Source organism: Photorhabdus stackebrandtii (assembly GCF_011189495.1).
GTDB classification, from domain to species: domain Bacteria; phylum Pseudomonadota; class Gammaproteobacteria; order Enterobacterales; family Enterobacteriaceae; genus Photorhabdus; species Photorhabdus khanii.
Genome location: NZ_PUJV01000006.1, coordinates 114,625 through 139,701, shown reverse-complemented (window position 1 = coordinate 139,701; position 25,077 = coordinate 114,625). Strand labels below are relative to the sequence as shown.

Genomic DNA, 25,077 nt, shown 5'->3' with positions numbered 1-25,077 from the left:
AAAAAATAATTTCCCGTTTTTTATCGTTTTTATGATTCGGATTGACCTTATCACCGGATCAATTGTCTACAATAAGGTTCAGAATAAGGTCTACAAACAATATGTAAATCATGATCAATATTCCACTCTAACTAGATTAACGGTTATAGTGACGATAATTAAGTGAAACATTCTGCTGAACAACGATGTTGATGAAGGAGTAGCTATGACTTGGGAGTATGCACTGATTGGATTAGTAGTTGGTTTTGTTATCGGAGCGCTAGTCATGCGCTTTGGTAACACTAAGCTGCGCCAGCAGGGAGCCTTACAAACTGAACTGGAGAATAATAAATTAGAACTGGAAGAGTATCGTAAAGAATTAGTCGGCCATTTTGCCCACAGTGCAGAATTACTCGATAATATGGCCCGCGATTATCGTCAGTTGTATCAGCATATGGTCAAAAGCTCTCACGAGCTGATGCCAAATATGCCAGTACAAGAAAACCCATTCAATTATCGACTGACTGAATCAGAAGCAGATAACGATCAGGCTCCGGTTAAAATGCCACCAAAAGATTACTCTGATGGCGCTTCCGGCCTGTTCCGTCCGGTTAATGAAAAAAGCCAGTAACTATTTCTGCTGTGGCATGTTTTGTGCCACAGCATTAATTCCAAATTTGAGCGCTACTCTTTCACCTGCAAAAAGTTTTGTTTTTTATTCTTCAATCATGTAAATACCTGTAAAAAAGTGTGCCAGACCTGTTTGCCAGATGAACTTTATTTAATAATTAATAGTCATAGAGTAATCATGGCAATTTGCCCGAATTAACTTATTAGCCTTCTGGCTTAGGCATACAAGAGAACGAAATCAGATGAAAAGAAAAAACTTATTCCTTAGTGCGTTAGCAATCAGTATCGGGTTATCCGTAGCTTCCGTTCCTGCTATCAGTAGCGCTGCTTTACCTGCTGCTATTGCCGGTCAGACGTTGCCAAGCCTTGCTCCAATGCTTGAAAAAGTATTGCCAGCGGTTGTCAGCGTGCATGTTTCCGGTACTCAGGTACAACAGGAGCAGAGTATACCTGAAGAGTTCAGGTTCTTCTTTGGCCCGAATCTGCCAATGGGCCGTGAAAGCACCCGCCCATTTCAGGGGCTTGGCTCAGGTGTCATTATTGACGCTGATAAAGGTTATATATTAACCAATAATCACGTTATTGAGAATGCGGATAAAATCCGAGTGCAATTAAACGATGGACGTGAATATGAAGCTAAACTGTTAGGTCGCGACGCTCAAACTGATATCGCCTTGCTGCAACTGAAAGATGCCAAGAACTTAACGGCAATTAAAATAGCCGATTCCGATAAGCTCCGGGTTGGTGATTTTGCTGTCGCGGTGGGTAATCCGTTCGGTCTTGGTCAAACTGCGACTTCAGGAATTATCTCGGCGTTAGGACGCAGCGGTCTGAATCTCGAAGGGCTGGAAAATTTTATCCAAACCGACGCCTCGATTAACCGAGGTAACTCCGGTGGTGCACTGGTTAATTTGAATGGCGAGTTGATTGGTATCAACACGGCAATTCTGGCTCCAGGCGGCGGTAACATCGGTATCGGCTTTGCCATCCCAAGTAATATGGTAAAAACCCTGAGTGAGCAGCTTATCGCTCATGGCGAAGTCAAACGCGGTATTCTCGGTATTAAAGGTACTGAAATGAACGCCGATATCGCCAAGGCATTCAATATTGATGCCCAACGCGGTGCATTTGTCAGTGAAGTATTGCCAAAATCTGCGGCAGCGAAAGCAGGCATTAAATCCGGTGATATTCTGGTGTCTGTTGATGGTAAGAAGATCAATAGCTTTGCTGAGCTGAAAGCCAAAATTGGTACAACTGTGCCAGGTAAAGAAATTAAAATTGGCTTATTGCGTAAAGGCAAACCAATGGAAGTTTCCGTTATTCTGGAAAACAGTGAAGGTCAAACCACCAAAGCTGGAAACTTAACGCTTGCCCTGCAAGGCGCAACTCTGAGCAATGGCGAAGTGAAAGGCACTCTCGGTGTGAAAATCGATAGTGTCATGCAAAACTCACCTGCGGCGATGTCTGGTTTACAGAAAAGTGACCTGATTGTTGGGATCAATAATGAACGGGTACAGAACATTAACGAACTGCGCAAAGTTATTGATTCTAAACCTCCGGTAATAGCGCTGAATATTCTTCGCGGTGACGAGAGTATCTATCTGTTACTGAGAAATTAAGACTTTTAGGTTGAAAAACGCTATCTAGCTCCAGCATAAGACACTGTATAATGCAGTGTCTTATGCAAAAGGAGTTTGCGATCGTCAAAAAAATGAAAGTGAACAATGTGAAAAATATGATAAGCCTGTAAGACGATTATCATTCCGAAGGCTTTCCTATTTTCTTAATTAAAAATTCATTTAACGAAACTGCGGAATTCTCCCCCTAAACGCGGAAGTTAAAAGAATTGGGGTTGGATGTAATAAGAAAGTACCTCCAACCTTATCGCGATTTTCTGGCATTTAATACATCTCATTCCCCATTATCAGGATTAAACAACCAGACGTTGATCACATTTCATACCATCCATTCAGACAGATAAATAATCTCTTGTGAAAAACATGAATAACATAATCCGCAAATAAATGATTTAACTGAATACGAACTAGATTATTTTCGGCGTTATTATGTTGCATTTATCATGCAACACATTAAACACACCCATTTAAACTTGTTTTATATTATTTTATCCAGCCCAATAACATTACCTTTCTATGGTATAAAAATCATTTCTATTTTTATACCGTTAATGTGATTTAACGCTTAAATACCCATTTAATCATTATAACCTTTCTGACTGATTAATTCTCGATAATTTTCACTATTGTAAGTGTAATAAATCGTTATTAAATTAATTTACCGTTCGATTTAAACAGATATAGGAGGATGGCGTTAAGTGAAAATCATATGAAGATCCTATTTTAATAAATAAACGATTTTATTTTGACAACAAAAACCTTTTTAAAATGATATTCACTAAATGCACATGCCATTTATTACTCTAAAATAGCCATTTTATTAAAAACAATACAAAAACCATAAAATGGTAAAAAACCGCCAAGTGTACAGTAAATCTATTGCTAAAAAATTTTTATTTAAAACGGTGCTTTAAACAATAAAATGAATAGAATCCCGCCCTGTGCAGTTAATCTCATATTCTCGTTTAACTTTATCACCTTATTAATAAAATTAAAACCCACTTTCCCTAATGTTTTCTCTTCCAATGCCAGTATCGCATCGGATTTTGTATCCACTTTAAAAAATCCTTAATCAATTATTTTTACCTTTATTGATTAAAGTTTTTACCTGTTTTTTCATGATACGCTTACCATCTTTTTCAGATTTTAAAACCAAGCTGACAGACAAAATAATGGCTTTTCTCAACTGCTAGTTTTATCACTTTAAGATAAAGCATATCTAATCTTACCTTAATGAAAACTCAGCAGTGATAGTCGGGGTGCTAAAAGTCAGCAACCTGAGATACAGCGTAATGCTGTGTTTGTTAATTTCGTATGTTATCCTACAGTTATTCATTAACTCACACTGAATAATATCCATGTTTGCCAAGTTACTGCGTTCTGCTTTTTTGGGATTACTTGTCGCTGTCATTTTGCTAATTACCGTTCCATCACTGCGCCCTACCGGGCTGGTATCCGCAATGTTCAGCAATCATAATGATGAAGTTCCATTCAGCTTTAATCAAGGTGTCCGCAAGGCAGCACCCGCAGTAGTTAATGTCTATAGCAGCAATATGGGCAGTTTTTCTCATGAAGGCAGAGAAAACCATACCCTCGGTTCCGGCGTCATCATGAGTGATAAAGGTTATATTCTCACTAATAAACACGTCATTAATAATGCAGGGCAAATTATTGTTGCATTACAAGATGGTCATTTTTATGAAGCCCTGGTCATAGGTTCTGACAGTTTAACGGATCTTGCAGTCCTGAAAATTGATGCCGAGAATCTGCCTGTCATTACTATCAATCCAGATAGAGTGGCCCATGTGGGGGATATCGTTCTGGCTATTGGTAACCCTTACAATTTAGGTCAAACTATTACCCAAGGGATTATTAGTGCTACCGGCCGCGTTGGATTAAGCCCTACCCGACGTCAAAACTTTCTCCAGACAGATGCTTCCATTAATCAAGGTAACTCCGGCGGTGCGTTGATTAATACCCTTGGTGAACTGGTGGGTATCAACACATTATCATTTGATAAAAGTGAAAACGGTGAAACACCAGAGGGGTTGGGTTTTGCTATTCCTACTGAACTCGCCACAAAGATTATGCAGAAACTGATTCGTGACGGACGGGTTATCCGGGGCTTTATCGGCATAACGTCACAGGAACTCCCACATATTCGTTCTTATAACGGCAATATTAATCAGATTCAGGGGCTACGGGTATTCCAGGTTACCCCAAATGGACCCGCCCAAACAGCTGGTATTAAGGTTGGTGATATCATTATCAATGTAAATAACAAACCTGCTATTTCTGCGGTTGAAACAATGGATCAAGTGGCTGAAATACGCCCAGGCAGCGTTGTTCCTGTAACTTTATTACGCAATGGGAAGATGCTGTCACTGCAAGTGACGATTGCAGAATTTGATGAATATTAATTAACCTGAACTTCGCTTAAGAAGGAAATTAAAGAATCTGAGATACGATCAAAGTTTTTGTCAAAGAAAATCCAAGACATCTCAGTCCGCTTGGTTTTTTGCTTAATATTCCTTCAATATAAAAGAAAGTATGCTACTATTCGCCGATGAAGAAAAAAATACACCAACGCCACATGACGCTGTTTTTAAACAGTTTTTAAGTCATATTGATACCGCCAGAGACTTTTTGGAGATTCATTTGCCTGCGACATTACGGGCAGTTTGTGATCTGGATACATTGCGGCTGGAATCAGGGTCGTTTATTGAAGACAATCTGCGGGCGCATTATTCCGACATTTTGTATTCATTGAAAACGGCGCAGGGTGACGGTTACGTGTATTGCGTGATCGAGCACCAAAGTTCCCCGGACAAAATGATAGCATTCCGGTTAATGCGCTACAGTATTTCAGCAATGCAACGGCATCTGGAGCAGGGACATAAAAAATTACCGCTGGTTATTCCGGTGTTGTTCTATCACGGAAAAATACAGCCGTATCCGTGGAGCACCCATTGGCTCGACTGCTTCGATGCTCCGGCCCTGGCGAAGGAGATCTATTCCGGCGCATTCCCACTGGTAGATGTGACGGTAATCCCGGATGATAAGATCCTGACGCACAAACGGGTTGCACTACTGGAAATGGTGCAAAAACATATCCGGCAGCGTGATATGGCGGAACTGCTGCAAGAATTGGTTACGCTGCTGACGTATGATTACTATACGGATGAGCAGCTAAAAAGCGTGCTAAACTACTTATTACAGGCGGGAGATACCGCCGATCCAGAGGGTTTTATCCGGCGACTGGCAGAACAGTCCCCGAAGTATGAGGAGGTACTGATGACTATAGCGCAGAAACTGGAGCAGAAAGGACGTCAGGAGGGACGTCAGGAAGGGCGCCAAGAGGCAACTTTAAAAATTGCTCATGCATTGCTAAATAGCGGAATCGACCGTGAAACGGTGATGAAAACCACCGGTCTGAGCGAGAACGAACTTGAGCAAATACGCCACTAACTTGTGCTGAAAGTTCTTAATTCGTATTCAACGATGCCTGTTAAGAGAGGATCTTACGGTGACTGTCAGACCAGTCACCGAAGTATGAGTATCGACCGTGAAACAGTGATGAAAATTACCGGGCTGAGCCAAAGTGAACTTGAACAAATGTCCGACAAACTTACTGTTGATACGTTATCGGCATAAAAATGCGTGAGTAAATGCACGAAACTCATAGAAGCGGCACATTTACATTCCAAGCGATAAGATGGAGTCTGAATCTACGTGCTTCTGAAATCTCTGTTCTTAAGCAGAGCTGAGATTAATTACTCAGTAAAATTTTCAATCACGGTCGTTAATGATGGGTAGATCGTAATAGCACATAAATGTTTTTTATCGGCTTGAGCCATGCACCCTACGGATACACTTTACTTCTCTACCCATCATCAACCTGGTTTTTTAAGCTACACCGCTTCCTGTTTCTAAATAAAGAAACAAAATCACTTTTCCGCTTATTTCACTCGTTCAATATCCGCACCAAGCCCGCGCAGTTTATCTTCGATATGTTCATAACCACGGTCAATATGATAGATACGGTCAACAACCGTCACCCCTTCCGCAACGCAACCCGCCAGAACCAGACTCGCAGATGCGCGTAAATCAGTCGCCATTACTTGAGCACCAGACAACTTTTTGACACCATGACAAAGCACGGTATTGCTTTCAATTTCCGCATGAGCCCCCATACGGATTAATTCAGGGATATGCATGAAACGGTTTTCGAAAATAGTTTCAGTGATCATACCAACCCCTTCAGCAACCAAATTCAGCAAGCTGAACTGGGCTTGCATATCTGTCGGAAAACCGGGATGGGGAGCAGTACGTAATGTCACAGCTTTGGGCCGTTTACCGTGCATATCAAGGCTTATCCAATCTTTACCAATTTCAATATCAGCACCCGCCTCACGCAATTTAGCCAATACTGCATCCAGCGTATCAGGCTGAGCATGACGGCAAACAACCTTACCACCGGATATCGCAGCCGCAATTAGAAATGTACCTGTCTCAATACGATCAGGTAATACTCGGTATACACCACCACCAAGACGTTCTACGCCTTCAATGATGATATGATCAGTACCCGCCCCTGTAATTTTTGCCCCCAAGGTATTGAGAAAATTGGCGGTATCTTCAATTTCAGGTTCGCGTGCCGCATTCTCAATAATCGTTGTCCCTTCTGCCAATGTTGCCGCAGTCATAATCGTGACTGTCGCCCCGACACTGACTTTATCCATCACAATGCAGGCCCCTTTCAGACGACCATTAACGGAAGCTTTAACGTAGCCCTCTTCCAGAACAATTTCAGCACCTAGCTGTTCCAGGCCACTGATATGCAGATCAACCGGACGTGCGCCGATAGCACAGCCACCAGGCAAAGAAACTTGCCCCTGACCAAAACGCGCGACCAAAGGGCCTAACGCCCAAATGGAGGCACGCATCGTTTTTACCAGATCGTAAGGCGCGCAATATTGATTCACACTGCGGGCATCCACAAAGACAGAACCATTACGTTCAATTTTGGTCCCAAGGCAATTCAATAATTTGATAGTAGTATCAATATCTTTCAGTTCTGGAACATTTTGCAATTCAACAGGCTCTTCAGCCAACAACGCGGCGAACAGGATTGGCAGTGCAGCATTTTTTGCCCCGGAAATAGAAACCTCACCCGACAGACGAGTTGGTCCCTTCACACGAAATTTATCCATCTGTGATGACTCTCTTAATATAATTTGCTGTTCGCAGCGAGGCAAACAGCATTAAAAACCGTTGAGCTTACGATCCCGTTTCCAATCATCCGGTGTATAGGCTTTAATTGACAGAGCATGAATACGATTGTCAGCAATGTATTCCATCAAAGGCGCATAAACGGCTTGCTGCTGTTTTACCCGGCTCATGCCGGCAAACATTTCACCAACCACAATAACCTGGAAATGGCTGCCATCTCCGTTAACGATGACTTCATCCAGTGCTAATTTATCCATCAGCACGTGTTTAATCTCATTAGTATCCATAATTGCTCAATTCTGTAGTTAGAAATAATAGACCGTCGTCCATCCTAATAGAATCCGACTTATTCTTAAACTATGAAAACGCCCTTGTAACATTTCTGCTTACAAGGGCGCTGATTATACAGATAATTATAAGATTATCGGCTAGCTATCAATGATAATTTCTTGCAGATCGTAAAGTGTAATCAAGGTACTAAGCCGTTCACTGACGCCGGAAAAGAGCAATTTAACCCCTTCCTTTTGCATATGATGTTTAAAACGGACTAAAAGAGCCAACCCGGTAGAATCCACATGCTCAAGCTGTGACACATTGATACAGTCGATATCGGCCATTAACTTTTCTTTTTGCTGCCAGAGAGGAAGCAAAGTGTCACGATCCAAAATACCTTTGAGGATCAATATCTGCCCTGTTTTTTCCCAGCTCAGACTCTCATTCATCTTACTTGTTCTCTTCCAGCGTGATTGGCTGACGAGCGCTGATTTCAAGTTGCTTAGTCAAACCATCAATACCTTGCTGACGTAAGATAGAAGCCCACTCACTCTGCTTAGTTGTAATCATACTGACGCCTTCTGCAATCATATCGTACGCCTGCCAGTAACCTGTTTTACTGTTTTTACGCCACTGAAAATCAAGGCGAACGGGCGGACGACCATTCGAATCAATGATAGTGACACGAATCGCAACGATATTGTTGTCTCCTAATGGTTTTTCAGGATCAATCTGATAAGTTTGATTGTGGTACATTGCCAGAGCCTGCCCATAAACCTGCTCAAGGTAAGATTCAAATGCAGTAAAATAAGCCTCGCGTTGCGCCGGCGTCGAATCTTTATAGTAGCTCCCCAGAACTAATGCCCCTGCATATTTAATATGTACATAGGGCAGTAATTCTTCTTTCACCACCTGGCGCAAATAATCTGGATTTTGACGAATTTGTGATTGACTATTCTTCAAACGGGTAAAAGTCTTTTCTGCCGCATCCTGCATCAACTTGTAAGGGTTCGTCTGATCAACGGCGCTAGCGAATGGCGCTACCACCAACAGCGCCACCATTAATAATCTCTTCAACATAATTGGTTCCTCTTAATGATATTCAATTGCGGGTTGGTGCTGGAGTATGTTCTGCTCCACTCAGGGAGTTATCGCCCCCCTTATACAAGAACTGACCAATCAGATCCTCAAGTACCATCGCTGATTTGGTATCCTGCACACGATCCCCCTCTTTCAGGATGCTGGTTCCCATATCTGGATCTTCAAACCCCATATTCAGAGCAATATATTGTTCACCCAATAGACCAGAAGTGCGGATGGAAAGAGAACTGGTATCAGGGATACGGTCATATTGCTTCATGATATCCAGTGCCACCTGCGGTGTATAAGTTTTTTCATCAAGAGAGATATTTGCAACACGACCAATCACCACTCCACCAATTTTTACCGGTGAACGCACTTTAAGACCACCGATATTGTCAAAAGTTGCGTACAAACGGTAAGTCGGTTGGTTACCGACCGATTTAATATCTGCCACTTTCAGGCATAAAAAGACAATTGCAACCAGTGCAATCAAGATAAAAAACCCAACCCAAACTTCAATTTTCTTGCTTTGCATTGACTTAATTCCCAAACATGAGTGCTGTCAGCACAAAATCCAAACCTAAAACGGCTAACGACGCATGAACTACCGTTCTGGTCGTTGCCCGGCTGATCCCTTCTGAGGTGGGGATCGCATCATAACCATTAAATAAAGCAATCCAGGTCACGGTAATGGCGAAAACGACACTTTTAATAAAACAGTTAAGTAAATCTTTCTGCCACTCTATAGCAGACTGCATTGCAGACCAGAAAAAACCGCTGTCGATCCCTTTCCAATCAACACCAACCACCGCACCGCCCCAAATACCTACAGCCACAAAAATCAAGGATAATAACGGCATACTGATAAACCCAGCCCAAAAACGGGGTGCTATCACACGCCGTAATGGATCTACCGCCATCATCTCCAGACTGGAAATTTGTTCCGTGGCTTTCATCAACCCTATTTCGGCGGTTAGCGCTGATCCTGCACGGCCGGCAAACAACAGTGCAGTGACAACCGGACCCAGTTCACGTAACAGAGACAGCGCCACCATCATGCCAAGACTGGCTTCTGCGCTGTATGTTGTCAGTATCAGATACCCCTGTAAACCGAGCACCATGCCAATAAACAACCCTGAAACCATGATAATCAACAATGACCGAACACCCACGCTGTAAAGCTGTTGTCGAAGTAATGGCCATTGTCTGGCAGGTTCTGGCTTGCCAATTATCGCGCTAAAAAGCATAAAACCTGCACGGCCAAAAGAGGCAAATACCTCAATGGCCCGCCTGCCAAGTGCCGCCAGCGCCTGTGTGAACATTAACATTCCATTATCCTAATAACTCAGTTTTATAATCCCCTGCCGGGAAACGGAAAGGTACCGGGCCGTCAGCAATACCATCAAGAAATTGCCGTACCCGCCGATCAGAATTAGACTGCAACTGTTGAGCCGTACCCTCTGCAATAATCTGTTGTTCAGCCATAATATAAGCGTAATCTGCAATGCTCAGAACTTCCGGCACATCGTGGGAAACAACCACACAGGTCACACCAAGCGCCTTATTCAGTTCATCAATAAGTTTCACCAAAACCCCCATCGTAATCGGGTCCTGACCAACAAAAGGTTCATCAAACATAATCAGATCAGGATCAAGTGCAATGGCACGAGCCAGAGCAGCACGCCTTGCCATACCACCGGAAAGTTCAGAAGGCATCAAATTCGCGGCGCCACGTAACCCAACTGCCTCCAATTTCATCATGACCGTCGTCTGTATAATTTCTTCAGGCAGATTCGTATGTTCACGCAGCGGAAAAGCGACGTTCTCAAAAACATTCAGATCAGTGAATAATGCCCCGGACTGAAACAACATACTCATCTTCTTACGGGCAGCATACAAACGAGAGCGGGATAAAGCAGGAATATTATCGCCATCAAACCAGATCTCTCCCCGTTCAGGACGCAACTGACCGCCAATCAACCGTAATAGTGTTGTTTTCCCTATCCCAGAGGGCCCCATAATTGCAGTGACTTTTCCTTTGGGTACCGCCAGATTAATATCAGCAAAAATCGGACGGTTACCACGGGTAAAATACATGCCACGGATCTCGATAAGATTTGCTGTTTGTTGGCTCATTATTGATAGACCTTAACGGTTAATAAATTGGCTTTATATTTGGTTCATATATTAATCACATATACTACAAAAAAGCGGGAGAATTTTCGCTACCAAAGTTGTGACAAATTTTACTTTTCCATCCTCCGCCGTCAGAATATACCCCATCTAATTGAACAAACAATTTTTGTTTAAGAAATCAACCAACGTTAATATTAAATTCGGAATATACCTTACAAAGGACGCTTCATGCTTCTGACCTTTTTACTCTTAATTACCGGGTTGATTCTACTGGTATATGGTTCCGATAGATTAGTATATGGTGCTGCAATTTTTGCCCGTACTCTGGGACTGCCTCCCTTTATTATTGGCGTTACCATTGTTGGCATTGGAACATCTCTGCCCGAATTAATGGTTTCAGTTACTGCCATGCTGGACGGCCAACCCGATATGGCTGTTGGTAATGTTATTGGCTCCAACATTACCAATCTGCTGCTGATAACCGGTGCCGCCGCATTTATTCGTCCTATGGAAGTAAAATCAGATATGCTACGGCAGGAGCTGCCTTTAATGCTGCTGATCACCGCTTTCTGTGGTTATTTGATGAGTGATAACTATCTCAGCCGGATGGACGGATTAGTATTACTGGCTTCTGCCATTGCGTATATATTACTGATGATAAAAATGGCTGCTCTGCCACGCTGTGCCAACGCTGATATTTACACACAAGAGCAGGTTTCTGAATTACCGCGGGAAGGCAATAAACGCATTGCCCTGCTTTGGATACTATTAGGATTGATTATTTTACCTATGGCGACTCGTATGGTTATTGATAATGCAACTGTTATTGCCCGCATTTATGGTATTAGTGAGTTAGTTATCGGGCTGACTGTGCTTGCGGTCGGCACCAGCCTGCCAGAACTGGCAACCTCTATTGCAGCCGCGTTCAAAGGAGAAGACGATATTGCATTCGGGAATATTATAGGTTCGAATATATTCAATATATCAATTGTTTTGGGCCTTCCCGCATTACTCTCACCAGCAACCATTTCCCCAGAATCTTTCCACCGTGATTTTTGGGTCATGATGATAGCCAGCACAATATTTGCAGCATTTTGTCTGGGTCGTAAACATCGATTAAACCGATTTAAAGGTGTCCTGTTATTAAGTTGCTTTATCGCTTATTTTATTGTGCTGTTTATTTTCAATTACAGCATTGAATAAACACGAATTAGTAGGAAAAAGAAATGTCCAGGATTGATTTTCAGCAAGCGGGTAAGAAAGTATTACAGATAGAACGTGATGGGTTGGCAGAACTTGAACGATATATCAATGAAGATTTTGCCCACACCTGTGAACTGATGTTCAACTGCGAAGGTAAAGTTATTGTCATGGGGATGGGCAAATCCGGCCATATCGGGTGTAAAATTGCCGCAACTTTCGCCAGTACCGGTACACCATCCTTTTTTGTTCATCCGGGGGAAGCCAGCCACGGCGATCTCGGTATGGTTACACCTAAAGATATCGTTTTGGCCATCTCAAATTCGGGTGAATCCAATGAAATTCTGTCATTGATCCCCGCAATGAAACGCCAAAAAATTCCCCTTATCTGCATGACTAACAATTACAACAGCAGCATGGGCAAAGCCGCGGATATTCACCTGTGTATCAAAGTCCCGCAGGAAGCCTGTCCGTTAGGTTTAGCGCCAACAACCAGTACCACTGCAACATTGGTTATGGGTGATGCTTTAGCGGTTGCATTGCTCCAGGCGCGCGGCTTTACCGCTGAAGACTTCGCATTATCACACCCAGGTGGCACACTTGGGCGCAAACTCCTGCTGCTGGTGAGTGATTTAATGAATACAGGCGATGATATCCCAAGGGTGAATCGTGATGCCTCTTTACGTGAAGCACTCATCGAAATCACCCGCCAAAAACTGGGTATGACCGTCGTTTGCGATGAAAATATGTATATTGATGGTATTTTTACCGATGGTGACTTACGGCGAGTGTTTGATATGGGGCTTGATTTGTATAATGTCAAAATTTCAGATGTTATGACCGCCGGCGGTATCCGTATCAAACCGAATGCCCTTGCCGTTGATGCATTGAACTTAATGCAGTCACACCATATCACTTCCTTACTGGTTACCGAGGAAAATAAATTGCTGGGTGTATTACATATGCATGACCTGCTACAAGCGGGTGTAGTTTAACCTGAGAACATATTAATGAACCAATTAGTTTATCTGGACACCTGTTATGGCCCAGTTAATAAAGACATTATTGAAAAAGCCAATAGAATCCGTCTGCTCATTTGCGACGTTGACGGTGTGATGTCTGATGGCCTGATATATATGGGTAATAACGGCGAAGAACTGAAAACGTTTAATGTTCGTGATGGTTACGGGATTCGCTGCCTAATTACTTCAGGAATCGAAGTCGCTATTATTACCGGCCGTAAGGCAAAACTGCTGGAAGATCGAGCAAACACACTGGGCATTACACATCTTTACCAGGGACAAAGTGATAAGGTTTTGGCGTATAGAGAACTGTTAGATAAACTGGGGCTAACACCAGAACAGGTTGCTTACATCGGTGATGATCTGATTGACTGGCCAGTCATGGAACAAGTGGGCTTATCTGTCGCTGTGGCAGATGCGCATCCACTGTTATTACCAAAAGCGCATTATGTCACCCAAATTGCAGGAGGACACGGCGCGGTAAGAGAACTTTGTGATTTGGTGCTTTTCGCTCAGAATAAGCTGGAAGAGGCCAAAGGATTATCAATATAGTAGGTTGAAGCGAAACGAGAATGGATAAAATCAAATCCTGGCTGGCTATAATACTAGCGTTAATCACCCTGGCGTTAATTGGCTGGAACTTATCTGATTCAGACGAGACTAACTCATCTTCCGCTACAGATAACAGTCAGCCAACATACCAAAGTCAGGAAACCATAACTTTTGTCTATGATCCTACTGGTAAGCTGACGTACAAACTGGTCGCTGATGACGTCCAGAATTATGCTGAATCAAAACTTACCTGGTTTACTAAGCCGGTATTAATTACATATGACTCAAATGCCATTGCTACATGGACAGTTCGTGCTAACAAAGCCAAACTGACCAACGACAGAATGCTCTATCTTTACGGAGATGTGCAGGTTGACAGCTTGACTGATACGGCACAATTACAGCGTATTACCACAGAAAATGCTATCGTCAATCTGGTCACTCAGGATGTTTCATCTGACGATCAGGTCACACTGATTGGCGTAGGGTTGAAATCCGTCGGTATGAAAATGCGTGGCAATCTGCGGAACAAAACCGCTGAACTGATTGAAAAGGTTAACACCTACTATGAAATCCAACATGAACAACAGAATCTGTAATACTCTTATTGCCTGTGCCATTTTTACAGTCAGTCTTCCGGCTCTGGCACTGAAAGATGACACCCAGAAACCAATTTCTATTGATTCTGCTAAGCAATCCCTTGACATGACCGGGAACACTGCCACATTTACAGAAAATGTGATCGTTAAACAGGGCTCTATTGATATCCACGCCGACAAAGTTGTTGTGACTCGCCCTGATGGCGATTCTAAGAAAATGGTTATTGAGGCATTTGGTAATCCAGTAACTTTCTATCAGCTACAGGACAACGGCAAACCAATCAAAGGCCGCGGCGCCAAAATGCGTTACGAAATGGATAAAGAACTGGTTACTCTCACTGGCAACGCCTATCTGGAACAGTTAGACAGCAATATAAAAGGCGACCGTATCACTTACCTAGTCCCAACCCAGCAAATGGAAGCGTTCAGTGACAAAGGTAAACGAGTGACAACCGTTTTGTTACCTTCTCAATTACAAGAAGAAAGCCCTGCGGTTAACAACAAGAGTAAATAACGAGATATGGCAATACTAAACGCAGAAAACCTAGCAAAAGCTTACAAAGGCCGTAAGGTCGTTGAAAATGTCAGCTTAAACGTGAACTCCGGTGAAATTGTTGGTCTGCTTGGTCCGAACGGTGCAGGGAAAACCACGACTTTTTATATGGTTGTAGGTATTGTTTCACGGGATGCCGGGACAATTACCATTGATAGCGAAGATATCAGCCTGCTGCCGCTTCACGAACGGGCGCGCCGTGGTATTGGCTATTTACCTCAGGAAGCTTCTATTTTTCGTCGTCTGAGCGTATTCGACAATCTGATGGCTGTATTGGAGATCCGTCAGGATCTGACTCAGGAGCAACGGAAGGAACGTGCCGCAGAGCTGATGGAAGAGTTCCATATCAGCCACCTACGTGACAATCTTGGTCAATCACTTTCCGGCGGTGAGCGTCGCCGCGTAGAGATTGCCCGCGCGCTGGCAGCCAACCCTAAATTTATTTTGCTGGATGAACCTTTCGCCGGCGTAGATCCAATCTCAGTTATCGATATCAAAAAGATTATTCAACATTTGAGAGATTATGGGTTAGGCGTCCTGATCACAGACCATAACGTCCGTGAAACATTGGATGTATGTGAGCGCGCTTACATTGTCAGTCAAGGGCAGCTGATTGCTCACGGCACACCGCATGATATTCTCAATAATGAACAGGTGAAGCGCGTTTATTTAGGCGAAGGTTTCCGGCTCTAATTCAGCCAGGAGAATTGATTTAACGCTATGAAGCAAAGTTTGCAACTCAGGCTCAGTCAGCAACTGGCGATGACACCACAGCTCCAACAAGCCATTCGTTTGTTGCAACTTTCTACGCTTGAACTTCAACAGGAAATACAGCAAGCGTTAGAAATGAATCCTTTGCTTGAGCAGGATGAAGATCATCAAGAAATCAGTCATCAGGAATCTCCTGACAACGAAACCGACGTTATGGATACGCTTGATGCCCTACAACAAAAAGATATGCCAGATGAGTTGCCACTGGATGCCAGCTGGGATGAAATTTACACCGCGGGTACGCCTTCCGGTACACGTAATGACTATAGTGACGACGACTTGCCACTTTACCAAGGTGAAACAGTCCAAACCCTGCAAGACTATTTAATGTGGCAAGCAGAGCTGACCCCTTTCACAGAAACAGATGCAGCAATTGCTACATCAATTATTGATGCCGTAGATGATACAGGCTACCTTACTGTACCACTGGAGGAGATCCTCGCCAGCATTGGCGACGATCAACTGACTCTGGCAGAAGTGGAAACCGTGCTCAAACGGATACAACATTTTGATCCCATAGGTGTCGCTGCCCGTGATCTGAAAGATTGTCTACTGATCCAGCTATCCATGTTTCCACCAGAAACACCTTATCTGAAAGAGGCGAAACTGATCGTCTGCGAACATCTGGAGTTACTGGGTAATCGGGATTTTCGCAATTTAATCCGCTTAAGTCGCTTAAAAGAAGATACACTGAAAGAAGTGATTGATTTAATTCAGTCACTTGAACCAAGACCTGGCCTGGCGGTAAACACAGGTGAATCAGAGTATGTCATCCCTGATGTGCTGGTTCGAAAAGAGAGTGAACACTGGCAAGTAGAATTAAATACAGATAGCATTCCCCGTTTACACATTAATCAGCAGTATGCGGAACTTGGGCAACATACACACAATGAAAATGATAGTCAGTTTATCCGCAATAACCTACAGGAAGCTAAATGGCTTATCAAAAGCCTGGAAAGCCGAAATGATACTCTACTGAAAGTTACGCGCTGCATTGTAGAGCAGCAACAGGAATTTTTTGAACATGGCGAAGAACATATGAAGCCCATGGTTTTGGCAGATATTGCCTTCCAGGTTGATATGCATGAATCTACCATTTCCAGGGTGACTACCCAGAAATTCCTGCACAGCCCACGTGGCATTTTCGAATTGAAGTATTTTTTCTCCAGCCATGTTAATACAGAAAGTGGAGGCGAAGCCTCTTCAACTGCAATACGGGCTTTGGTGAAAAAACTGGTAGCAGCGGAGAACTCCGCCAAACCATTAAGTGACAGCAAACTGACGAGCATGCTAGCCGATCAAGGCATTATGGTTGCCCGACGGACTGTCGCAAAATATCGAGAGTCGTTATCCATTCCGCCATCAAACCAACGTAAGCGTTTGGTTTGAAATGAACAGAGAAGGAAGACAATATGCAACTCAAAATAACTGGTCACCATATTGAAATTACTGATGCATTACGCGACATTATCACTGCAAAATGCAGCAAACTGGATCAATATTTCGACAGGATCAACCTGATTCAGGTAATCCTCCGTGTGGAAAAGGTACAACAAATCGCCGAAGCCACGATACATATTAACGGAGGCGAGTTGCACGCATCCTCAGAACATGAAGATATGTATGCAGCAATTGATGGACTGGTCGATAAACTAGCTCGTCAGTTAACCAAACATAAAGATAAACTGAGACAACATTAACAGTTATTTAACAATAGCTGTAGTAAAAACAGCGGAGTCTTGCTGTAAAACAGTGCACAAATACCGGATGCCACAGATAACCTATGGCATCCGGTATCAATAAGCACCTAAGCGAATAGAAAAATGAATAACCAAGCAGATTTACTACTAAGCTCTGTACTTTCCCTCGAATGTACACGCAATAATGTACATTGTTCGAGCAAAAAACGGGCTTTAGAGATTATCAGTGAGCTGGCATCTAAACGGCTTAAATTACCCGAGAATATCGTATTTGAAGCAATATTAACCAGAGAAAAAGTAGGCACTACTGGAATTGGCAGTGGTATTGCTATCCCTCACGGTAAGCTGGATGAAGAAAGCTCAGATCAAGCTGTTGGCGTTTTCCTCAATCTGGAGCAACCCATTGCTTTCGATGCCATTGATAATCAACCAGTCGATTTGCTGTTTGCTTTACTGGTTCCAAACGATCAATGCCAGACACACTTACACACATTGTCATTAATTGCCAAACGCCTTGCAGATAAAAATCTCTGCCGTCGTTTAAGATCGGCACAAAGTGATGAAGAACTTTACGCAATTATCACTGAATAGCTGTTGCAATGAATGGAAAGCAACAGATAACAGTGGCTCATAATAATAACCACTGAGAAATTAAGGGGAGTCGTCTCATGGTGCTGATGATAGTCAGTGGCCGTTCCGGTTCGGGTAAATCCGTTGCCTTGCGCGCACTGGAAGATATGGGTTTTTATTGTGTAGACAACTTGCCGGTAGTGTTGCTGCCGGAATTAGCAAATACACTGGCTGACCGCGATATTTCTGCTGCTGTCAGTATTGATGTAAGAAACATGCCGGAATCCCCCGAAGTTTTCGAAGAAGCCCTGACTAAACTACCAGCCAGTTTCTCACCGCAATTACTGTTTCTTGATGCTGACCGTAATACGCTAATCCGCCGTTACAGCGATACCCGCCGTCTCCATCCACTATCAAGCAAAAACCTTTCTCTGGAAAGCGCAATTGATCAAGAAAGCGATCTGCTGGAGCCACTTCGTTCAAGAGCAGATCTAATTATTGACACTTCTGAAATGTCAGTCCATGAACTGGCTGAGATGCTAAGGACCCGTCTGCTGGGTAAACGGGAACGTGAGCTGACAATGGTCTTTGAATCTTTCGGCTTCAAACATGGTATTCCAATTGATGCCGACTATGTTTTTGACGTACGTTTCCTACCAAACCCACACTGGGACCCAAAACTGCGACCAATGACAGGTCTTGATCGTCCCGTCGCCGCTTTTCTCGACCGCCATACGGAAGTGCATAACTTCATCTATCAGACCCGCAGTTATCTTGAACTTTGGCTACCCATGCTTGAAACCAATAACCGCAGTTATCTGACCGTGGCTATTGGCTGCACCGGTGGTAAACACCGTTCTGTTTACGTGGCAGAGCAGTTGGCCGACTATTTCCGCTCCCGTGGCAAAAACGTACAGTCGCGCCACCGTACTCTTGAAAAGCGGAAATAATGACGGTCAAGCAGAAGCTTGAAATCAAAAACCGGCTGGGAATGCACGCCCGGCCAGCAATGAAGCTGTATGATCTGGTACAGCTCTTTGAATCTCATGTCGTCTTGCGCAATGATAGCCATGTTGAAGCTGAAGCCAGCAGCGTGATTGCTATGCTAATGCTGGATTCAGAAAAAGGCAGCTATATTGAAGTTGAAGCCAGTGGCCCAGATGAAGCACAGGCTCTTGCCGCTATCATTAATCTATTTGATTCAGGATTTGACGAAGAATAACGCCCTCCACTCCTCTGGCTTATCATGTTCTTAACTGCTTTCATTAGCAACACAAAACAGTTCGTGATCATGATCTCTTTCTTTTCCAGTAAGAACAGCCTACTATCAGGTTAATCATTTTAAATAACACCCCCTCCTCACGGTGCGGGGTGTTATTTTGTGTTGGATTCCATTTGGAGTGTGGTATGACTAAACCAGCAATTATCATCAACGAATTAGACGCAGAACGTTTAGATTCCCTGTTGGAACAGCCAGCGTTTGCAGATACTAGTATCGCTGACGCTTTGAATGAGGAGCTGGATCGTGCAGAGATTGTACCTCCAGCAGAAATTCCATCAGATGTTGTGACTATGAATAGCCGGGTTCGTTTCCTTGATCTGACAAGCAGTGAAGAGCGAGTGCGCACTCTGGTTTACCCTGCGTCACTGCAAGACAGTTCAGACCAGCTTTCTGTTATGGCTCCTCTGGGAGCTGCATTATTGGGCCTTCGTATCGGCGATGAAATCAGTTGGAAATTGCCAAATGGCGAAGAAACCCGGGTCAAAGTATTAGAATTACTTTATCAACCAGAAGCTGCCGGTGAATATCACAGATAAAACCCTATTAAATCAATACAAAAAACCACTATCTCACAAGTGGTTTTTTGTCTTTGATAGCCAAATGGCGACAGGAATTTTATATCTTCAAGGAGGTTGGATAATACTTTCTACTACAAGTGGTACAAGTCCAGATAACTATCCTATTCACTCAGTTTTATTAGGTTTCATTCCTTAACAACTAATTTCAGCTCTAAAAGCGCGATTAACGCTTTGAGAACGATGATAGCAGTGTCAATAAATGCTTTCACCCGTTTGCTCCAGTTAGGAGCACGACTTAACCAGCCATTGCCTTTACGCTGCCTGTCCGGCTGGCTTCCATCAAATCAGTTAAGGAATATCGCGCTCTGACCGAGGCACTGAAGCAGCACCACCTGTTCTTCAGCCAGGACTTACGAAAACTTGCGTCAGAGATACACAGGCCAGAACGCTACCCCAAACTAACAGCCGTTGATTATAGGTTTATTTTCAGATGATTCAATCAATTAAAATGATGAGTTGGTAAAAACAAAAAAACCAACTGGTGAGGTTGGCTTTTTTGTTTTTACCCATACAGGGCGGGGGTATCTTTTGTGCTATTACCGAGATTAGTAGCCTCAGTCCTAGCGCGATATTCCTTAACTGACGTAACCAGTCTAATACCTATAGCATAAAATATCAACCTAGGGTACAGCGTAAAGGACCTCACACAAATGGACGATATTCACCCAATCACTGGAGAATATTTCTGTTTCAGCCCATCCGATTTATAGGCCGTGTTCCTTATCGTGCTGGCGTTCTCCGGCATACCTGTGTTTGTAGTGCGTATGCGCGGCTGTCAGTTCATTAACCACATCCAGCGTTTCTAACATCAATGTCATGATATTGATTTGCTGGCTGCCCACCCAAACCACTGGCGCGACGATTTCTTGCCTGGCTCCGGCGATACTCTGCTTAAGCAAGCCGATTTTCTCTATCAGCGTTTGTCCGATTTCGATATTGGCCTCTTTCCCTACACTGGCAACGAAATTTGATGATATCGCCATACTATAGTCACCGTCTGCGATTCGCTGAACAGCACCCGCCAATGGCGTAGACGTGCCCAAAACCGTGGTTTTATCCGTAGCCTGAATCGTGGTTTCCCGCGCGACTACCGTGCGTGTTTCCGTGTCTGCCCTGACTTCACGGTGCATGGATGATTCGTTAATGGTCTGGTCAGTTTGACGAATCCAGCTACCGTCCTGTGTCACTCTCTGCGAGACTTCCGCCCGCTGCTGCAATTGCTCGCCCGGCTTGATATTCGGTAAAGTATTGCCCTGGCTTAATGTCTGCCGGATAAAGGGCTTGTCCGGCCTGCCTGCCTCAAAAACGATTTCAACCACCGTTCCGACTGGCGGATATTGGAACATACCGGATTCACTGCCCGCCATCGGTAAAGGCAGCGGGACAGCGTGGTAAACAGGAACAGCGGCATCCTTACCATCATCATCCAATAATTGCACATCAACGGCATAGCGTGGCCGGAATGGATCAGAAATATCGCCGCTGGCCGTGCTTTCAGTGTGTACCTCAATGCGGGCAAATATTCACAGGATTAGAATGACTTTACCAACCAGAAACTGCCGGTGAGCTCCACCGTTAATTCAGCCAGCCCATTTCAATAAGGCTGGTCACTGTAACCGAATCTGAGTATCCCTTATTGACCAGCGATACTCATTTCTGGCAGTAATACCGAACCACATTGGATATTACTGCGAGTTTCAATATCATTCCCAATAGTGACCATATTGGCCCACATCTCTTTCAGATTACCTGCAATAGTAATCTCGCTGACAGGATACTGAATCTCACCATTTTCTACCCAGAAACCGGCGGCACCACGGGAATAGTCACCAGTTACTGCACTAACACCCTGCCCCATCAGTTCAGTAACCACTAATCCCGTTCCCATCTGACGCAGTAAACCAGTAAAATCTTCACCTTGCCCTGCAATGCACCAATTATGGATCCCACCAGCATGGCCTGTACTTACCATTCCCAATTTACGGGCAGAATAATTTGTCAGAAGCCAGGTCTGTAATACACCATCTTTAATAATATCCCTGTTACTGGTGCACACACCTTCGCTATCAAATGGAGAAGATGCCAGCCCTGCCAGCAAATGTGGACGCTCTTCAATCGTCAGCCATGATGGCAGGATTTGTTTGCCCAGATGATCAAGCAGGAAAGAGGATTTCCGATAAATACTGCTACCACTAATAGCACCCACCAAATGACCGAAAAGACCTGTTGCAACTTCCGCAGCAAACAGCACAGGTGCTCTCATAGTCGGTAATTTACGTGGAGATAAACGGGATAACACACGGCGAGCACACTCATGCCCAACCCACTCTGGCGATTTTAAATCTTCAATACGACGACTAATGGTATACGCATAATCCCGTTCCATATCGCCATTAAATTCAGCAATCACACAGCTCGACATCGAATGACGGCTAGAACAATAACTTTGCAACATACCGTGACTGTTGCCAAACACCCGGATACCATAATGGCTGTTGAAACTACCGCCCTCAGTATTGGTAATACGTTTATCTGATTGTAATGCCGTTTGTTCCGCGCAGGCCGCCAGTTCAATTGCTTTATCAGTATCCAATTCTGTTGGGTGGAACAAATCAAGATCCGGCGCATCAAACGCCAGTAACGCTTTATCCGCCGGACCAGCACAGGGATCCTGAGAAGTATAACGGGCAATATCGATCGCAGCCTGAACAGTACGGGCAATAGCACCCGGACTTAAATCTGTTGATGAAGCACTCCCTTTACGTTGCTGATGGTATACGGTGATCCCTAGCGCACCATCACTATTAAATTCTACATTTTCTATTTCACCAAAGCGGGTACTGACACCAATACCCGTTGTTTTATTAACAGCAACTTCCGCAGCATCACAACCCGCTGTTGCCAGTTCTAATGCTTGTGAAACTGCATTTTCCAGTTGTTTGCGTTGTTCCGCAATTTGATCAGTGATTTTCATTAATTACCCGTAATTTGATGAATAAAGGGAAAATCTGTCAGGAAAATAGAACCATTTTATCCACAAAAGTAATGCCGAGTGGTAATCAGGCGTTTTTCCCAGTTACAATACCCAATATTAGGATGTTAACACCCACCGGGCTACAGGTCATGCTCCAAAAATCAACCTGTCAGATCCGGCCTTTTTAAAAGGAAAACCACCATGGCAAAGCAGCCTGAAGATTGGCTCAATGATTATCCTGCTGAAGAGGAAGAAGAAGAAATAATTTGGGTCAGTAAAAGCGAAATTAAACGTGATGCAGAAGCATTGAAAAAGCTGGGTGCAGAATTAGTTGATCTCAGCAAAAATGCGCTTGAACGTATTCCGTTGGATGAGGATCTGCTGGCAGCCATTGAACTTGCACAGAAGATAAAAAGAGAAGGACGCCGTCGCCAATTACAATTAATTGGTAAAATGCTGCGTGCCCGGGATGTCGAACCAATTACCACTGCAATTGATAAACTGAAAAATCGTCACAATCAGCAAATCGTTCTGTTTCATAAGCTGGAAGAATTACGTGATAAATTGATTGATGGCAATGATGATGTTATTGATGAAGTGGTGGAATTATTCCCACAAACCGATCGCCAGCAATTGCGCACACTTATTCGCAATGCTAAAAAAGAAAAGGCAGCTAATAAGCCACCTAAATCTTATCGTCAGATTTTCCAGTATCTTAAAGATATGGCCGAATCAGCGTGACTATCTAAAACATACAAGACACTAATTCTGTTAGGGGAAAATTTTAAAGCCAAGTTCCCCTTCCAGTTCCTCTTCCGCGTCTTCAAACAAGAGTATTAACCAGCCAAAAATCAGGCTGTTCCTCCAACGGTCAAGTTGTCCAGCTTCAAAGTAGGCTGACCAACACCAACCGGTACGCTCTGGCCCTCTTTGCCACAAACCCCAACACCTTTATCCAGCTCAAGATCGTTTCCTACCATAGAGATCTGCTGCATAGCCTCAATACCGGAACCGATAAGGGTCGCACCTTTCACCGGCTTGGTAATCTTGCCGTTCTCAATCAGATACGCTTCAGATGTCGAGAATACGAATTTACCGGAAGTGATATCCACTTGGCCGCCACCAAAATTTGGCGCATATAAACCATTTTCTACACTACCGATGATCTCTTCCGGTGTGGAATGACCCGCCAGTAAATAGGTGTTAGTCATACGAGGCATAGGCAGATGGGCATACGATTCACGGCGGCCATTGCCCGTCGGCGCAACCCCCATCAGACGTGCATTCATTTTGTCCTGCATGTAACCTTTAAGAATGCCATTCTCAATCAATACATTGTATTGCCCAGGAACACCTTCATCATCAATTGCCAATGAGCCACGGCGACCTTTTATCGTGCCATCATCAACCACCGTACAAAGTTCAGAAGCGACTTTCTCACCAACCTGACCAGAGAATACGGAAGTACCACGGCGGTTAAAATCGCCTTCCAGGCCATGACCAACAGCTTCATGCAGTAACACACCCGGCCAACCCGCACCCAGAACAACCGGCATAGTACCCGCCGGTGCAGCAACAGCAGAAAGATTTACCAGCGCCATACGAACTGCTTCACGCGCAAATTGTTCTGCACGGATCTGATCACTCATCATTTCCAGAAAATATTCATAACCATAACGGCCACCACCGCCGCTGGTACCATGTTCACGTTTACCATTATCTTCCACCAGCACCGTGACAGATAAGCGAACAAGAGGACGAATATCAGCAGCTAAAGTCCCATCAGTTGCCGCAACCAATACCCGTTCGTAGACCCCTGTCAGGCTGGCATTCACTTCCTGTACTCTCGGATCTTCGGCACGAGCGACTTGATCCACTCGATGCAATAACGCAATCTTCTCTTCACGGGAGAAACTTCGCAGCGGATCGATTGCCGCATAAAGTTGAGAACAAGCCACTTCGCCGAAGGTATGGATTTTACCATTTCCTGTTTCATGGACGATGCTGCGGGCAGCCTGTGCGCTTTGCTGTAACGCATTCAATGTGATCTGGTCTGCATAAGCAAAACCGGTTTTTTCACCACTGATAGCCCTAACACCAACGCCCTGATCAATATTATAGGAGCCATCCTTAATAATCCGATCTTCCAGCACCCAAGATTCATGATAACTGGACTGAAAATAGAGATCGGCATAATCCAGCCGACGTTCAGCCAATTGACTAAGTACTGAAAACAGATCTTGATGGCTTAATTTATTTACAGCCAGTAGATGTTCACTGACAGAAGTTAAACTCATAATTGATAC

The 25,077-nt window shown here is 43.9% G+C and carries 27 protein-coding genes and 1 pseudogene; 17 read left to right on the top strand and 11 right to left on the bottom strand.

What is annotated here, in order from left to right; all coding sequences use genetic code 11:
• Positions 1 to 205 precede the first annotated feature (205 nt).
• From zapG to C5470_RS07170, 4 genes are all read left to right on the top strand, one after another.
• Positions 206 to 610 carry a Z-ring associated protein ZapG gene (gene zapG / locus C5470_RS07185; protein ID WP_166287168.1) on the top strand — a complete coding sequence of 135 codons (405 nt, stop codon included), beginning with the start codon at positions 206 to 208 and terminating at the stop codon, positions 608 to 610.
• 241 nt (positions 611 to 851) lie between these two features.
• A complete protein-coding gene (degQ, locus tag C5470_RS07180; RefSeq protein ID WP_166287165.1) occupies positions 852 to 2,228 on the top strand; it encodes a serine endoprotease DegQ in 1,377 nt (458 codons plus the stop codon).
• Positions 2,229 to 3,604: 1,376 nt separating this feature from the next.
• A complete protein-coding gene (degS, locus tag C5470_RS07175; RefSeq protein ID WP_036842132.1) occupies positions 3,605 to 4,666 on the top strand; it encodes an outer membrane-stress sensor serine endopeptidase DegS in 1,062 nt (353 codons plus the stop codon).
• 130 nt (positions 4,667 to 4,796) lie between these two features.
• Positions 4,797 to 5,714 (top strand): Rpn family recombination-promoting nuclease/putative transposase, encoded by a 918-nt coding sequence (locus tag C5470_RS07170; RefSeq protein ID WP_166287162.1) that lies wholly within the window; start codon positions 4,797 to 4,799, stop codon positions 5,712 to 5,714.
• A gap of 491 nt (positions 5,715 to 6,205) precedes the next feature.
• On the opposite strand, the gene murA is transcribed toward C5470_RS07170, so the two are convergent.
• The 7 genes from murA to mlaF form a co-directional block, all read right to left on the bottom strand.
• A complete protein-coding gene (murA, locus tag C5470_RS07165) occupies positions 6,206 to 7,459 on the bottom strand; it encodes a UDP-N-acetylglucosamine 1-carboxyvinyltransferase (protein WP_166287159.1) in 1,254 nt (417 codons plus the stop codon).
• 51 nt (positions 7,460 to 7,510) lie between these two features.
• Positions 7,511 to 7,765: a BolA family iron metabolism protein IbaG gene (gene ibaG, locus C5470_RS07160; RefSeq protein ID WP_036842129.1), complete on the bottom strand. Its 255-nt coding sequence runs from the start codon at positions 7,763 to 7,765 to the stop codon at positions 7,511 to 7,513.
• Between the two features lie 141 nt (positions 7,766 to 7,906).
• On the bottom strand, positions 7,907 to 8,200 hold the full coding sequence (mlaB, locus tag C5470_RS07155; protein WP_166287156.1) for a lipid asymmetry maintenance protein MlaB: 294 nt from the start codon (positions 8,198 to 8,200) through the stop codon (positions 7,907 to 7,909).
• A 1-nt stretch (position 8,201) separates the two neighbouring features.
• A complete protein-coding gene (gene mlaC, locus C5470_RS07150) occupies positions 8,202 to 8,831 on the bottom strand; it encodes a phospholipid-binding protein MlaC (protein ID WP_166287153.1) in 630 nt (209 codons plus the stop codon).
• Positions 8,832 to 8,853: 22 nt separating this feature from the next.
• Positions 8,854 to 9,369 (bottom strand): outer membrane lipid asymmetry maintenance protein MlaD, encoded by a 516-nt coding sequence (gene mlaD, locus C5470_RS07145; protein ID WP_166287150.1) that lies wholly within the window; start codon positions 9,367 to 9,369, stop codon positions 8,854 to 8,856.
• Positions 9,370 to 9,373: 4 nt separating this feature from the next.
• Positions 9,374 to 10,156 carry a lipid asymmetry maintenance ABC transporter permease subunit MlaE gene (mlaE, locus tag C5470_RS07140; protein WP_166287369.1) on the bottom strand — a complete coding sequence of 261 codons (783 nt, stop codon included), beginning with the start codon at positions 10,154 to 10,156 and terminating at the stop codon, positions 9,374 to 9,376.
• A gap of 10 nt (positions 10,157 to 10,166) precedes the next feature.
• Entirely contained in the window at positions 10,167 to 10,970 is an 804-nt protein-coding gene (mlaF, locus tag C5470_RS07135; protein ID WP_166287147.1) for a phospholipid ABC transporter ATP-binding protein MlaF, read from the bottom strand.
• 228 nt (positions 10,971 to 11,198) lie between these two features.
• On the opposite strand from mlaF, the gene C5470_RS07130 reads away from it, so the two are divergent.
• From C5470_RS07130 to rnk, 12 genes are all read left to right on the top strand, one after another.
• A complete protein-coding gene (locus C5470_RS07130) occupies positions 11,199 to 12,173 on the top strand; it encodes a calcium/sodium antiporter (protein ID WP_166287144.1) in 975 nt (324 codons plus the stop codon).
• Positions 12,174 to 12,196: 23 nt separating this feature from the next.
• The gene (gene kdsD, locus C5470_RS07125) at positions 12,197 to 13,165 is read left to right on the top strand and encodes an arabinose-5-phosphate isomerase KdsD (RefSeq protein ID WP_166287141.1); all 969 of its coding nucleotides are present in this window, start codon (positions 12,197 to 12,199) and stop codon (positions 13,163 to 13,165) included.
• A gap of 15 nt (positions 13,166 to 13,180) precedes the next feature.
• Positions 13,181 to 13,744 (top strand): 3-deoxy-manno-octulosonate-8-phosphatase KdsC, encoded by a 564-nt coding sequence (kdsC, locus tag C5470_RS07120; protein WP_166287138.1) that lies wholly within the window; start codon positions 13,181 to 13,183, stop codon positions 13,742 to 13,744.
• 20 nt (positions 13,745 to 13,764) lie between these two features.
• Positions 13,765 to 14,343, top strand: coding sequence for an LPS export ABC transporter periplasmic protein LptC (gene lptC, locus C5470_RS07115; RefSeq protein ID WP_166287135.1), 579 nt, complete (start codon positions 13,765 to 13,767; stop codon positions 14,341 to 14,343).
• On the top strand, positions 14,324 to 14,857 hold the full coding sequence (gene lptA, locus C5470_RS07110) for a lipopolysaccharide ABC transporter substrate-binding protein LptA (protein ID WP_166287132.1): 534 nt from the start codon (positions 14,324 to 14,326) through the stop codon (positions 14,855 to 14,857). The genes lptC and lptA overlap by 20 nt, the downstream gene beginning before the upstream one ends.
• Positions 14,858 to 14,863: 6 nt before the next feature.
• Positions 14,864 to 15,589, top strand: a complete 726-nt coding sequence (gene lptB, locus C5470_RS07105) for an LPS export ABC transporter ATP-binding protein (RefSeq protein WP_166287129.1) — start codon at positions 14,864 to 14,866, stop codon at positions 15,587 to 15,589.
• 27 nt (positions 15,590 to 15,616) lie between these two features.
• On the top strand, positions 15,617 to 17,056 hold the full coding sequence (rpoN, locus tag C5470_RS07100; protein ID WP_166287126.1) for an RNA polymerase factor sigma-54: 1,440 nt from the start codon (positions 15,617 to 15,619) through the stop codon (positions 17,054 to 17,056).
• 23 nt (positions 17,057 to 17,079) lie between these two features.
• Positions 17,080 to 17,367 (top strand): ribosome hibernation promoting factor, encoded by a 288-nt coding sequence (gene hpf / locus C5470_RS07095; RefSeq protein ID WP_036842110.1) that lies wholly within the window; start codon positions 17,080 to 17,082, stop codon positions 17,365 to 17,367.
• A 123-nt stretch (positions 17,368 to 17,490) separates the two neighbouring features.
• Complete coding sequence (ptsN, locus tag C5470_RS07090; protein ID WP_036837490.1) at positions 17,491 to 17,958, top strand: PTS IIA-like nitrogen regulatory protein PtsN; 468 nt, start codon at positions 17,491 to 17,493, stop codon at positions 17,956 to 17,958.
• Positions 17,959 to 18,035: 77 nt separating this feature from the next.
• The gene (gene rapZ / locus C5470_RS07085; protein WP_021323560.1) at positions 18,036 to 18,887 is read left to right on the top strand and encodes an RNase adapter RapZ; all 852 of its coding nucleotides are present in this window, start codon (positions 18,036 to 18,038) and stop codon (positions 18,885 to 18,887) included.
• A complete protein-coding gene (gene npr / locus C5470_RS07080; RefSeq protein WP_132355327.1) occupies positions 18,887 to 19,159 on the top strand; it encodes a PTS phosphocarrier protein NPr in 273 nt (90 codons plus the stop codon). The genes rapZ and npr overlap by 1 nt, the downstream gene beginning before the upstream one ends.
• 185 nt (positions 19,160 to 19,344) lie before the next feature.
• Positions 19,345 to 19,755, top strand: coding sequence for a nucleoside diphosphate kinase regulator (rnk, locus tag C5470_RS07075; RefSeq protein WP_036842109.1), 411 nt, complete (start codon positions 19,345 to 19,347; stop codon positions 19,753 to 19,755).
• Between the two features lie 167 nt (positions 19,756 to 19,922).
• On the opposite strand, the gene dinQ is transcribed toward rnk, so the two are convergent.
• The 3 genes and pseudogenes from dinQ to pmbA all read right to left on the bottom strand — a co-directional run bounded on the left by dinQ (position 19,923) and on the right by pmbA (position 22,771).
• Entirely contained in the window at positions 19,923 to 20,006 is an 84-nt protein-coding gene (dinQ, locus tag C5470_RS23590) for a damage-inducible type I toxin DinQ (protein WP_422631058.1), read from the bottom strand.
• A 452-nt stretch (positions 20,007 to 20,458) separates the two neighbouring features.
• A pseudogene (locus C5470_RS07070) lies at positions 20,459 to 21,317 on the bottom strand (hypothetical protein); the annotation flags it as partial.
• Positions 21,318 to 21,430: 113 nt separating this feature from the next.
• On the bottom strand, positions 21,431 to 22,771 hold the full coding sequence (gene pmbA, locus C5470_RS07065; protein WP_166287123.1) for a metalloprotease PmbA: 1,341 nt from the start codon (positions 22,769 to 22,771) through the stop codon (positions 21,431 to 21,433).
• Between the two features lie 201 nt (positions 22,772 to 22,972).
• On the opposite strand from pmbA, the gene yjgA reads away from it, so the two are divergent.
• The gene (gene yjgA / locus C5470_RS07060; protein WP_166287120.1) at positions 22,973 to 23,512 is read left to right on the top strand and encodes a ribosome biogenesis factor YjgA; all 540 of its coding nucleotides are present in this window, start codon (positions 22,973 to 22,975) and stop codon (positions 23,510 to 23,512) included.
• A 110-nt stretch (positions 23,513 to 23,622) separates the two neighbouring features.
• On the opposite strand, the gene tldD is transcribed toward yjgA, so the two are convergent.
• On the bottom strand, positions 23,623 to 25,068 hold the full coding sequence (gene tldD, locus C5470_RS07055; protein ID WP_166287117.1) for a metalloprotease TldD: 1,446 nt from the start codon (positions 25,066 to 25,068) through the stop codon (positions 23,623 to 23,625).
• Between the last annotated feature and the right edge of the window lie 9 nt (positions 25,069 to 25,077).